This window comes from Pseudarthrobacter sulfonivorans (genome assembly GCF_024391045.1).
GTDB lineage: Bacteria > Actinomycetota > Actinomycetes > Actinomycetales > Micrococcaceae > Arthrobacter > Arthrobacter sulfonivorans_B.
The window spans coordinates 17,524-29,679 of record NZ_JANFCZ010000010.1 but is presented as its reverse complement, the minus strand read 5'-3'; the positions used below and the strand labels follow the sequence as shown (position 1 = coordinate 29,679).

The window sequence follows — 12,156 nt, the reverse complement described above, 5'->3', positions numbered from 1 at the left end:
ATGAGAAAGTTCCGCCCCGCCAACCCATCCACCCCAGTTGCTGTTCCGAATTGCCCTTGTCTAGCCAACGGCAAACGGTCAGCAGAGGAGCGAAGTTGTCACTGAACCCAGCATCGAGCGGAGGGGCGGCCCGGCGTATCGCCGTCGTGGGTAGCGGAGTGGCCGGCCTGACGGCCGCCTACATCCTGAACCGGCATGATCACGTCACGCTCTTCGAGGCTGACAGCAGGCTGGGCGGCCACGCCCACACGCACAGCGTCCCCCAGCCGGACGGCTCCGCCCTCGGCATCGATACCGGATTCATCGTCCACAATGAGCGGACCTATCCCACCCTGCTGCGCCTGTTTGCGGAGCTGGGCGTCAAGACCCAGAATTCTGAAATGAGCATGTCCATCCGGTGCGACGGTTGCGGCCTGGAATACGCGGGGGCACGCGACGGCGGCAAAGGGATCATCGCCCGGCCGTCCAGCCTGCTGCGCGGCCGCTACCTGCTGATGCTGGCGGAAATCATGCGCTTCTACCGCCGGGCGCGGGCGCTGATCGATGCGACAACAACGTCCGACGGCGGCTCCGGCACCGCAAGCTCCGGAACCCGAAGCTCCGGCGGCGGGGAGCTCACCCTTGGCGAATTCCTCGAGCAGGAGCGCTTCAGCCCGTACTTCATCTCCCACTTCATGACGCCCGTGGTGAGCGCCGTCTGGTCCTGTGACCCGACGACGGCCCTGTCCTATCCGGCACGGTACCTGTTCACCTTCCTGGGCCATCACGGCCTGCTGGGGATTAAGGGTTCTCCCCAGTGGCGGACCGTCACCGGCGGTTCCGGCCAGTATGTGGAGAAGCTGGCCGCCACGCTTCCTGATATCCGGCTCAACAGTCCCGTCACTGCCATCCGTCGGCACGCGCTGGGCGTCGAAGTGGATACTGCCGAGGGGATCGAGGATTTCGAAGCCGTGGTCATCGCCACCCACCCGGCCCAGGCCCTCGGCTTCCTTGCCGATGCCACGCCGGAGGAAAAAGAAGCACTCGGCGCCATGCCCTACTCGGTCAACCACACCGTTTTCCACCGGGACCCGGCCGTCCTGCCCGCCGCAGTCAACGCCCGGGCATCATGGAACTACCGGCTCCCCGGCTGCGACGCCAGGCCGGACAAGGTCCTGGTCAGTTACGACCTCACCCGTCTCCAGCGGTTGCAGCCGGCTGATGGCCGGCCGTACCTGGTGAGCCTGGGGGAGTCGGACCTGATCAGGGAGGACACTGTGCTGGAACGCATGGTGTACGAGCACCCCCAATACACCCCGGAGTCGCTCCGGGCACAGCAGCAGATTGCGGCGCTGAGCGACAGCCGGATCGCCTACGCCGGCGCCTATCTGGGCTGGGGTTTCCACGAAGACGGCGCACTGTCCGGAGTCCGTGCCGCCGCCAGCCTGGGACGAGCCTGGGACGCGCCCGATGTCGACGAACCAGGGACGCCGGCAGCCGAACCCGACCTGATCGCGGCAGCGGAGGGCGCATGAGCACAACAGCAGCCATCTACCGCACGTCCATCTCCCACGTGCGGCAGACCCCGCTGAAGAACGCGTTCACCTACCGCAGTTACAGCTGGTTTGTGGATGTGGACAGGCTGCCGCGCCTGCCCGGCGTACTGCAACTGCTAGCTGACTTCCGCGCCGCCGACCACCTGGGCGATCCTGCAGCCACCATCCGCAGCAACGTCGAAGCGTTCCTGCGTACCCGGGGGATAGAGCCCGACGGCGGACCCATCCGGATGCTGACCAGCGCACGGGTGTTCGGCCACGTTTTCAACCCGCTCACCTTGTTCTGGTGCTACCGGGAGTCCGGGGAGCTGCAATGCGTCATCGCCGAGGTCCACAACACCTACGGGGAACGGCACTGCTACCTGCTGGAAACGGACGCGTCCGGCCGGGCCAGCGTCCCCAAGGCGTTCTATGTCTCACCGTTCAACGATGTTGACGGGCAGTACCGGATGAAGGTGCCTGCTCCCGGGGATCGGCTGGCTGTGTCCATCGTCCTGGAACGCGAAGGGCACCGGCCTTTCGTCGCCACCATGGACGGGGACCGGCGGCCGGCCACCATCGGCAACATCCTGGCCGCCGCCATCGCGGTGCCGGCCGCGCCGCTGCTGGTATCCGCACTAATTCGTTTTCAGGGCGTTAAACTCTGGGCAAGGCGCCTGCCCGTCGTCAAAAGGCCACATCACCCCTCACAGGAGGCAGTTCAATGACAATGACCGACGAGAACGGAACGGCCGCTGCGCAGGTTCCCGCCGCCAAGTCCGCACGGCAGCCCCCTACCGGGCACAACACTGTAGGCAGTGGCGCCGCCGGGGTACCGGCGTCGCCCGCCACCATCGATCCGGACGTCTGGCCCGGAGTTGCCCACGCGCCGTCGGGCACTAAGGCCGTTGTGGCCGGCAAGGCCGCCGGCCTGCTCTTCAAAGCAGCGGTCCGCAGGTTGCCCCTGCGGGTGGCGTACCCGGACGGTTCCGTCCTCGGCACCGGTGGCCCGGAGGCGCCGGCCATGACCATGGTCAGGCCGGAGGCGTTTGAGCGGCGGATCGGTGACAACGGCCTGATCGGGCTGGGGGAATCATTTATGGCGGGGGACTGGGAGGCATCGGACCTCGCGGGAGTTCTGGAGGTCTTCGCCGCGTCCGTGGACACCCTGATCCCCAAGCCGCTGCAGACCCTCCGGACCCTGTACCTGCCGCGGACCCCGCGGCATGAGCGCAACGAAGAGCAGAACACGCGGAGCAACATTTCACGCCACTACGATCTGTCCAACGAGCTCTTCGCGAACTTCCTGGACGCCACCATGAGCTATTCCTCGGCGCTGTTCCCGCAGAGCCAAGGCGCGTTGGCCTCGGTCCCCTGGGACGCCCTGGCGGAGGCGCAGCAGGCCAAGATCGACAGGCTGCTGGACAAAGCCGGCGTGGGATCCGGCACGCGGCTGCTGGAAATCGGCACCGGCTGGGGCGAACTGGCGCTCCGGGCTGCTGCCCGGGGGGCGACCGTCTACAGCGTGACGTTGTCCAGCGAGCAGCGGGCGCTGGCGCAGGAACGCATTGCTGCTGCCGGCTACGCGGACCGGGTGACAGTGGCACTGCAGGACTACCGGGCGGTGGAAGGCGAGTTCGACGCCGTCGTATCTGTGGAAATGATTGAGGCGGTTGGCTATGAATACTGGCCCATCTACTTTCAGACCATCGACAGGGTGCTGGCCCCGGGCGGAAAGGTGGCCATCCAGGCCATCACCATGCCGCACGGCCGCATGCTGGCCACGCGCAACGCCTACACCTGGGTGCACAAGTACATCTTCCCCGGCGGCTTCCTGCCGTCTGTGCGCGCGATCGAGGGCGTGACCCAGCAGCACACCACTTTGCGGGTGCGTGAGCGGATGGGCATGGGCGACCACTACGCGGCCACCCTGCGGCTGTGGGAGGAACGGTTCATGGCGCGCTCGCAGGAGGTGGGGGAGTTGGGGTTCGACGCCGTCTTCCAGCGGATGTGGCTGTTCTACCTGTGCTACTCCCGGGCCGGGTTCCAGTCCGGCTACCTGGATGTGCAGCAGATTGTGCTGGACCGCCGGGAGGCGCAGCTGTAGCAGTCGGGAAAGCGCAGCTGCAGCAGCCGGGAGGCGCGGCTCCAGGAGCCGGGAAAGCGCAGCTGCAGCAACCGGGAGGCGCAGCTGCAGCAACGGTCCCGACCTTCGGGTCTCAGGCCCGGGCGTGGAGGATCCACTCGAGGCCGTCTTCTCCCAGGGAAACCCCGGTGTGGACGAGGTCCGTGTGGCCGTGCTGAGCACCGTGTTGAGGTTGGAGGTTTGCGGGCCATTGTGGTGGTTCCCAGTCCTGGTGTTCGCTTTTGTAGGGCCGGCCTGAGGGTGACATCCAGCCGGGTGGTTCGTCCTGGGTGGCCGGGTAGGTTCCCAGGCGCTGGTATGTCTTAGCCTGTGGTGTTTGGGGCAGGGCTGTCCCAGATTCGACACCCCGGTGGTGCCGCCCTTGGCCCAGGCGAGGAGGTGGTCCGCTTCGTTGTCCAGCGAGTTGTTGCTGCACCCCGGGAAGGGGCATTTTCCGTCCCGCAGCCGCAACCACTGCCGCATGGCCTTGGTGAGCCGGTAGCTGGTCCGGCCGATCTCCAGCGGCGCCCCGTCCCGCGGGTCCACCAGGACCCGGTAGAACGAGTCAGCGCCGTTGGCCACGAGGTCTCTGGCCATCGAGGCCGGGATCGGCCCGTACCCGTCCAGCATCGCCGGTTCGTCGGTGGCGCCGAGCAGCGAAAACACCGGCACGGTCACCAGGACCTGGGCCCTCGGGGACGGGACCCGGCCTGGGCCGTATTCTGTCGGGTCCATGCCGGCACTCCCGTCCGGACTGCCGTCCGGGGTGCCGTTCGGATTGTCGTCGGCGTCGAGTCCTTGGCTTCCGCGTCCGGTGTTTCCGCTGCTCAGGAGCGCGGTGGCGAGGACGTCGGCGCGGAGTTGGGTGAGGGTGCGGTCCTCGTCCGGGCCCTGCAGGCCGCGGGCGATGGCGGTGGTCCGGTTCCAGATCGCAGCCGCCTGGTCCGCGGGCAGGTACGCCGAGAGCCAGGCCATCCCGTCCTGGTCCGGGGCGTACTCGACGCGGCGGTCCAGGACACCTTTGGCGTGGCGCTGCTCGATGCTTTCGGTGTGATGGCGTTCGCGCCACGTACGGGCCTTGTGCCGGAACCGGGAGGCCGGCATCTCCCCGGCGGGGCACCCCCGCACTATATCGAGGGCGTTAGGGTCCAGGAAGTGGGCCTCCAACGCCGCCGCACCGGCCCGGTCCAGGGTGGCGGCTTCGTCCGCCATGACCCGGGCGTGCTGCCAGGAAATGGTCCCGGACCTCAGGGCGGCCAGGGTCAACGGCAGTCTGGTGGTGAGAGCGTGCGAAACGGCCAGGAACGAACCCGCCGCGCGGTCACCGATAGTCAGGGCACACCCAACCTCGGCCGTGACTGCCATCTCCTGGGCCTGGACCGAAGCGTCCGGAGGGGCCGACGACTCCGCGGTCGCAACAAATTTCGCTGCAGTCAGAGCCTTCAAGCCGGCCATCTGTGCGTCCGCAGCCTTAGCCCCGGTCAGAATATCCAGGCAATCCTCGGACACTTCCTGCAACGGATCAGCCCCCGGAGAGGGCGCACCGGGACCAGACTCGTTCACCACGCCGGTCAGCACAGCCACGGCAGCCTCGATGTCGGCATATGCCTTCGCCACCACCGGATTCCTCATGCAACCATCATGACAAGGGGGTCTGACATTCAAGCGGGACGGCCGTTAATGCCCCGCTCATCTGTCCGCGCGGCGCCAGGATTTTTGCGGCCTGGGTGTCAGGACGGCCATGCCGGTGATCTGCGGCTTCCGGCGCGTTACTGGTTCTTCAGGAGCCGTTGGACGCGGGGTTTGACCTCGGTGGCGAGCAGAGTGAGGGATTCGAGGAAGTGTTCGTGGGGCAGGCCGCCGATGTCCATCTGCAGGAAGTGGCGCATGTGACCCATGTGTCCGTGCAGGTCCACGATGCGCCGTGCGACTTCGTCAGGGTCTCCCACGTAGTACGCGCCGGGGAAGTCGGCCTGCGTCAGGAAATGGCGCTTGTCCGGCGTCGGCCAACCACGGAGCTTGCCCATTTCGATGTTGAGGTTGTACCAACCGGGATAGAACCGTTCCAGTGCTTCCTGTTTGGTCGGGGCGATGAGGCCGAGGGTCGCCACGGAGACCTTGATGTCCGCGCCGGTGTGTCCGGCCTGGGCAGCTGTTTGCCGGTACAGCTCTGCCAGCGGCGCGAACCTGGACGGAATGCCGCCGATGATGCCGTAGGAGATGGGCAGGCCCAGCTTTCCGGCACGGACTGAGGACGGGGCGCTTCCACCGGTCGCGAGCCAGAGGGGCAGGCTGCCGTTGACTGGGCGGGGTACGACGGCCAGGTCGTGGAGGGCGGGCCGGACCGTCCCGGTCCACGTGATGTTTTCGGTTGGGCTGTTGTTGATCGTCGTCAGCAGATCGAGCTTTTCGGCGAAGAGTCGGTCGTAGTCCTTCAAGTCGTAGCCGAATAACGGGAATGTTTCCACCGAGGATCCGCGGCCAGCGGTGATTTCCACGCGGCCCCCGCCGGAGATGGCGTCGGCGGTGGCGAACTGCTGGAAGACCCGCACCGGGTCGTCGGTACTGATGATGCTCGCCCCGCTGCCGAGCTTGATCTGCTTCGTGGCGGCCGCTGCTGCGGCGATCACGGTGCCAGGGGAGGAGGCGGGCATATCCACGGTGTGATGCTCCCCGATCCCGAAGTAGTCCAGACCGTTCCGGTCTGCGAAGACGATGGCCTCATGAAGGTTGCGGATGCCCTCGGCGGTCGGCCTAAGGCTCCCGTCGGGATTGCGCGGGGTGTCGCTGTAGGCGCCGAGTTCCATGATGTTCTCCTAAGTGCAGTGCTTGGGGTTGGGTGAAGGCCGGAGCTAGAGACGGACCGGCTCACGGTCCGTGGTGAGGATGGAACGCAGCTGGTCCGCCGTGTGGCTCCCGTTGAAGATTTCGGTACCCGGTTGGAAGCTGCGTCCGGCCTTGAGTGGCCCTGCGTCCACCGCGTCGTAGCCGATCCGGTTAATGAATTGGCCAACCAGAGCCTTGGAGTCGTGGTGATCGCCGGCCAGGGCGAGGGCCCGTCGGCCTCCCGAACCGGTTTCCTGGCCGTCCATCTCGAGATCGTGGTAGCCGATGTGGTTGAGCGTCTTCACGATTTTCGCATCCGCCAGGTAGGCCTGAACGATTTCGCTGCTCGTTCTGTCATCGTTCTCGAAGTCGTCAATCTCGCCGTCCACGGGCGCCCAGTAGTTCATCGCCTCGATGACTGTCTTGCCGGCCAGAAGGCCCGGGTCGATGGTGCGGTACTTATGCAGCGGCACGGCGATGACCACGATGTCGGCCTCAGTGGCCTCCGCGGCGGTTACAGCGATGGCTCCGGGCGTCATGATCTGCACCATGAGGGCGATGTCCTCAGCAGGTTTGGAGGTCGCGACCATGACGTCGTAGCCGGCTTTGAGAGCCTGGCGGCCGACGGCCGTTCCGACCCTTCCCGCGCCGAGGATCCCTATTGTCCGGGGTTCCACCGGATGATTCTGCGAGGTGCTCATGCTGGGGATCCTTCCGGGAGCAATATATGTTGTTATACAGACTATATGTTCAGCAGAACATCTGCACAACTTCACTGTTGCCGTAGGATGGTTGCATGACCGAAAGTGCACGGCCCCGTCCCGGAATCACAGCGGCAGCCGTTCCTGGCGATCTTGGTTGGAATCTGGGCATGGTGCTGCGCGGATACCAGACCCGCTTCGAGGACGCTGTTGCGCAGATGCCTGCCGGAATCCGCGGCTTCCAGGTGCTGTCCGCCGTCGTACATAAAGACCCCCCGAATCAGCAGGCCCTCGGTGCGCACCTCGCCATCGACCGAACGGTCCTGACTTACCTTCTCGACACCCTGGTGGCCGCCGGTGTGGTGGAGCGTGTCCCTGACCCTTCCGATCGCCGGGCGAGGAAGATTATCGCCACGGAAGATGGACGCCAGATGCTTGCGGCTCATGAGGAGCGGGTTGCTGCCGCAGAAGCAGAACTTCTTGGCGGACTCGAAGAGGTCGACGCCAATTCCTTGAGTGTCCTCCTCGGCGAGTTGGCAAGAAGCGTCCACCGCGCCCAGCCGGGAGCCAGTCCCTGCGAAGCGATGGATCACCTCTAGATCGGGAGAGACCGGCGTCTCACTGCCGCGTCCCGTCGAATGCCGTTGGCCACAACATGTAGTGGTCCGGAACGCTTTTCCGGCCCCAAGCTGCCAGGCGCGACACGCCGTCCAGCACGCGACACGCGGCGGGTTAAATGTGGCTAAGTACTCCACAGGGTGTGGATGAAGTGCGTAAAAATCGCTGGAATCCGGGACATTTTGAAGGGCCCGCCTGTGGATTAACGGTGCATTAAATGACATACTTGTAATACATCATCTTGGGGTTCCGAAGAGCCGTCTGCACTACATGTAGTATCGACGTACAGCTTGGGCGGGACATAGACGAGCGAAGATTTCGATAAAGGGGACAGGGAACCATGACCGTTACGGTTTACACAAAACCTGCATGTGTGCAGTGCAATGCAACCTACCGAGCACTGGACAAAAAAGGCATCGCTTACCAGAGCGTTGACATCTCTCAGGACGCCGATGCGCTTGAGCGCCTAAAGGCGCTTGGCTACATGCAGGCACCTGTTGTGGTCACCGATCAGGACCACTGGTCAGGCTTCCGCCCGGACAAGATCGAGGAACTTGCCCAGGCGGCCGTCTCCTCCGTGGCGTAACCTCCCACTTCCCGCCAGCCGGCACTCTTTCGAACTCACACATGAGGTGACTCCCGTGGCAGCACTGGCAGAGGCCAGGGCCCAGACGGCCCCGTTGCCGCCTGTCACCACGCAGAGCCGGCTCATCTACTTTTCCTCCACCTCCGAGAACACCCGCCGTTTCATTGTGAAGCTGGGCTGCGATGCGGCGCGGATCCCGCTCCAGGCAAAGGACGCGCCGCTTCTCGCCACCCAGCCGTACGTGCTGGTGGTGCCGACGTACGGCGGTACCGGCGGAGCGGGCTCGGTGCCCAAGCAGGTCATCCGCTTCCTGAACAACTCGCAGAACAGGCAACTGATCCGCGGTGTCATCGGTGCAGGCAACACAAACTTTGGGGACAACTACTGCATGGCCGCGGACATCATCGCGGCGAAATGCCAGATACCCCGGCTTTACCGCTTTGAACTTATGGGCACGCCAGAAGACGTTGCCCGCGTAAACAATGGATTGGACACGTTTTGGACACGACTGTCGCAGACACAGAAGTAACCAGGGCCGAAGGCCAGGGCACTGCAGCCGCCGAAAAGCGGAGTGCCGCCGTCGAGAAGCCGGAGATGCCGGCCGCGTACAAGGGACTGGGCTATCACGAGCTCAACGCCATGCTGAACCTGTACGGCGCGAACGGCGAGATCCAGTTCGAAGCCGACCGTGAGGCTGCCCACCAGTACTTCCTGCAGCACGTTAACAACAACACCGTGTTCTTCCACGACCTGGAAGAGAAGCTCGACTACCTGGTGAAAAACCAGTACTACGAGCGCGAGACCCTCGACCAGTACACGATGAACTTCATCCGCGAGCTCTACAACCGCGCGTACAAGAAGAAGTTCCGCTTCGAAACCTTCCTGGGTGCGTTCAAGTTCTACACGTCCTACACGCTGAAGACGTTCGACGGCAAGCGCTTCCTGGAGCGCTACGAGGACCGTGTCTGCATGGTGGCCCTGCACCTTGCCCGCGGCGACGAGAAGCTCGCCACCCAGATGGTGGACGAGATCATCGAGGGCCGCTTCCAGCCGGCCACCCCCACGTTCCTGAACGCCGGGAAGAAGCAGCGCGGCGAGCTGGTCTCCTGCTTCCTGCTCCGCATCGAAGACAACATGGAGTCGATCGGGCGGTCCATCAACTCCGCGCTGCAGCTGTCCAAGCGCGGCGGCGGTGTGGCGTTTGCGCTGACCAACATCCGCGAAGTGGGCGCCCCCATCAAGCAGATCGAGAACCAGTCCTCCGGCGTCATCCCCGTGATGAAGCTCCTCGAGGACAGCTTCTCCTACGCCAACCAGCTCGGTGCCCGCCAGGGTGCGGGCGCCGTGTACCTGCACGCGCACCACCCGGACATCTACCGCTTCCTGGACACCAAGCGCGAGAACGCGGACGAGAAGATCCGCATCAAGACCCTCTCGCTGGGCGTTGTCATCCCGGACATCACGTTCGAGCTGGCCAAGAAGGACGAGGACATGTACCTGTTCTCGCCGTACGACGTCGAAAAGGTCTACGGCATGCCGTTCTCCGACGTCTCGGTCACCGAGAAGTACTACGAGATGGTGGACGATTCCCGGATCAAGAAGACCAAGATCAAGGCGCGTGAGTTCTTCCAGACGCTCGCCGAGATCCAGTTCGAATCTGGCTACCCGTACATCATGTTCGAGGACACCGTGAACCGGGAAAACCCGATTGACGGCAAGATCATCATGTCCAACCTGTGCTCGGAGATCCTGCAGGTTTCGCAGCCCACCACGTACCACGATGACCTGTCCTACGACCAGACCGGCAAGGACATCTCCTGCAACCTGGGTTCGCTGAACATTGCCAAGACCATGGACAGCCCGGACTTTGGCCTGACCATCGAGACGGCCATCCGGTCCCTCTCGGCTGTCTCGGACATGTCCAACATCACCTCGGTGCCATCCATTGCACGCGGCAACGACCAGAGTCACGCAATCGGCCTGGGCCAGATGAACCTGCACGGCTACCTGGCCCGCGAGCGGGTGCACTACGGCTCCGAAGAGGGCCTGGACTTCACCAACATCTACTTCTACTCGGTGGTGTTCCACGCGGTCCGCGCCTCCAACCTGCTGGCCATCCAGACCGGCCAGACCTTCGGCGGCTTCGAGAAGTCCAAGTACGCCTCCGGCGAGTTCTTCGACAAGTACACGGAGCAGGAGTGGGTGCCGCAGACCGAGAAGGTTGCGGAACTGTTCAAGAACATCCACATCCCCACGCAGGATGACTGGCGCGAGCTGAAGGCCTCGGTTATGAAGCACGGCATCTACAACCAGAACCTGCAGGCCGTGCCGCCCACCGGCTCGATCTCCTACATCAACAACTCCACCTCCTCGATCCACCCGGTGGCCTCCAAGATCGAGATCCGCAAGGAAGGCAAGCTGGGCCGGGTGTACTACCCGGCGCCGTACCTCACCAACGAGAACCTGGAGTACTACCAGGATGCCTACGAGATCGGCTACGAGAAGGTCATCGACACCTACGCCGCCGCCACCCAGCACGTGGACCAGGGCCTGTCGCTGACGCTGTTCTTCAAGGACACCGCCACCACGCGCGACATCAACAAGGCCCAGATTTACGCCTGGAAGAAGGGCATCAAGACCATTTACTACATCCGTCTCCGCCAGTTGGCGCTGGAAGGGACAGAGGTTGAGGGCTGCGTTTCCTGCATGCTTTAATCTTCAACTAAATCGGTGAGCGTACGACGGCGGGTGCCCGCCCGCCGTCGTACGCTTAACTCCAAAGAACAAACCCAACATTTTTAGGGGATGACATGACCGAAAAGGTCAAGCTGCTTAGCCACGTCGAAGCGATCAACTGGAACCGCATCCAGGACGAAAAAGATGTTGACGTCTGGAACCGCCTAGTCAACAACTTCTGGCTGCCGGAGAAGATCCCGCTGTCCAACGACGTGCAGTCATGGGCCACGCTGACCCCGGATGAGCAGCAGCTCACCATGCGCGTGTTCACGGGCCTGACCCTGCTGGACACCATCCAGGGCACCGTCGGCGCCGTCTCCCTGATCCCGGATGCAGTGACTCCGCACGAAGAAGCCGTGTACACCAACATCGCCTTCATGGAGTCAGTGCACGCCAAGAGCTACTCCTCCATCTTCTCCACGCTGGCCTCCACCAAGGAGATCGACGAGGCATTCCGCTGGTCCACCGAGAACGCGAACCTTCAGAAGAAGGCGCAAATCGTCATGGACTACTACCAGGGTGACGACCCGCTGAAGCGCAAGGTCGCCTCCACCCTGCTGGAGAGTTTCCTGTTCTACTCGGGCTTCTACCTGCCCATGTACTGGTCCTCTCGCGCCAAGCTGACGAACACGGCCGACCTGATCCGCCTGATCATCCGCGATGAAGCCGTGCACGGCTACTACATCGGCTACAAGTTCCAGAAGGGCCTCGAGGGTCTGTCCGAGGAGCGCAAGCAGGAGATCAAGGACTACACCTTCGAGCTGCTGTTTGAGCTGTACGAAAACGAAGTCCAGTACACTCACGACCTCTACGACTCCGTCGGCCTCGCCGAGGACGTCAAGAAGTTCCTGCACTACAACGCCAACAAGGCGCTCATGAACCTGGGCTACGAGGCCATGTTCCCGGCGTCCGTCACCGACGTGAACCCGGCGATCCTCTCGGCCCTGTCCCCGAACGCTGACGAGAACCACGACTTCTTCTCGGGGTCAGGCTCGTCTTACGTGATCGGAAAGGCTGTTAACACTGAAGACGAGGACTGGGACTTCTAGT

At 63.8% G+C, this 12,156-nt stretch carries 10 protein-coding genes and 1 pseudogene; 8 read left to right on the top strand and 3 right to left on the bottom strand.

Translation table 11 applies throughout. The annotated features are described in order from the left end of the window. Positions 1–95: 95 nt before the first annotated feature. From NQJ30_RS08625 to NQJ30_RS08615, 3 genes are read left to right on the top strand one after another with little or no spacing between them, the layout of a single operon-like run. On the top strand, positions 96–1,514 hold the full coding sequence (locus NQJ30_RS08625) for an NAD(P)/FAD-dependent oxidoreductase (RefSeq protein WP_308215172.1): 1,419 nt from the start codon (positions 96–98) through the stop codon (positions 1,512–1,514). Beyond that, entirely contained in the window at positions 1,511–2,242 is a 732-nt protein-coding gene (locus tag NQJ30_RS08620) for a DUF1365 domain-containing protein (protein WP_255769478.1), read from the top strand. The genes NQJ30_RS08625 and NQJ30_RS08620 overlap by 4 nt, the downstream gene beginning before the upstream one ends. Then, positions 2,239–3,621 (top strand): class I SAM-dependent methyltransferase, encoded by a 1,383-nt coding sequence (locus tag NQJ30_RS08615; protein WP_255769477.1) that lies wholly within the window; start codon positions 2,239–2,241, stop codon positions 3,619–3,621. Before NQJ30_RS08620 ends, NQJ30_RS08615 begins: the two co-directional genes overlap by 4 nt. Before the next feature lie 112 nt (positions 3,622–3,733). Here the strand turns inward: NQJ30_RS08615 and NQJ30_RS08610 are convergent. The 3 genes and pseudogenes from NQJ30_RS08610 to NQJ30_RS08600 all read right to left on the bottom strand — a co-directional run bounded on the left by NQJ30_RS08610 (position 3,734) and on the right by NQJ30_RS08600 (position 7,241). Continuing rightward, positions 3,734–5,271 (bottom strand): annotated as a pseudogene (locus tag NQJ30_RS08610) (DUF222 domain-containing protein). Positions 5,272–5,408: 137 nt separating this feature from the next. Continuing rightward, positions 5,409–6,446 carry an LLM class flavin-dependent oxidoreductase gene (locus NQJ30_RS08605; protein WP_255769476.1) on the bottom strand — a complete coding sequence of 346 codons (1,038 nt, stop codon included), beginning with the start codon at positions 6,444–6,446 and terminating at the stop codon, positions 5,409–5,411. Between the two features lie 45 nt (positions 6,447–6,491). Then, on the bottom strand, positions 6,492–7,241 hold the full coding sequence (locus NQJ30_RS08600; protein ID WP_255769475.1) for an NADPH-dependent F420 reductase: 750 nt from the start codon (positions 7,239–7,241) through the stop codon (positions 6,492–6,494). A gap of 20 nt (positions 7,242–7,261) precedes the next feature. On the opposite strand from NQJ30_RS08600, the gene NQJ30_RS08595 reads away from it, so the two are divergent. The 5 genes from NQJ30_RS08595 to nrdF all read left to right on the top strand — a co-directional run bounded on the left by NQJ30_RS08595 (position 7,262) and on the right by nrdF (position 12,155). Continuing rightward, on the top strand, positions 7,262–7,765 hold the full coding sequence (locus NQJ30_RS08595) for a MarR family winged helix-turn-helix transcriptional regulator (RefSeq protein ID WP_255769474.1): 504 nt from the start codon (positions 7,262–7,264) through the stop codon (positions 7,763–7,765). A 359-nt stretch (positions 7,766–8,124) separates the two neighbouring features. Next, the gene (gene nrdH / locus NQJ30_RS08590) at positions 8,125–8,370 is read left to right on the top strand and encodes a glutaredoxin-like protein NrdH (protein WP_190988196.1); all 246 of its coding nucleotides are present in this window, start codon (positions 8,125–8,127) and stop codon (positions 8,368–8,370) included. Positions 8,371–8,425: 55 nt separating this feature from the next. Continuing rightward, a complete protein-coding gene (gene nrdI, locus NQJ30_RS08585; protein ID WP_255769473.1) occupies positions 8,426–8,899 on the top strand; it encodes a class Ib ribonucleoside-diphosphate reductase assembly flavoprotein NrdI in 474 nt (157 codons plus the stop codon). A gap of 65 nt (positions 8,900–8,964) precedes the next feature. Next, a complete protein-coding gene (gene nrdE, locus NQJ30_RS08580; protein WP_255769565.1) occupies positions 8,965–11,085 on the top strand; it encodes a class 1b ribonucleoside-diphosphate reductase subunit alpha in 2,121 nt (706 codons plus the stop codon). 95 nt (positions 11,086–11,180) lie between these two features. Further along, positions 11,181–12,155, top strand: a complete 975-nt coding sequence (gene nrdF / locus NQJ30_RS08575) for a class 1b ribonucleoside-diphosphate reductase subunit beta (RefSeq protein ID WP_255769472.1) — start codon at positions 11,181–11,183, stop codon at positions 12,153–12,155. Position 12,156: the final 1 nt, after the last annotated feature.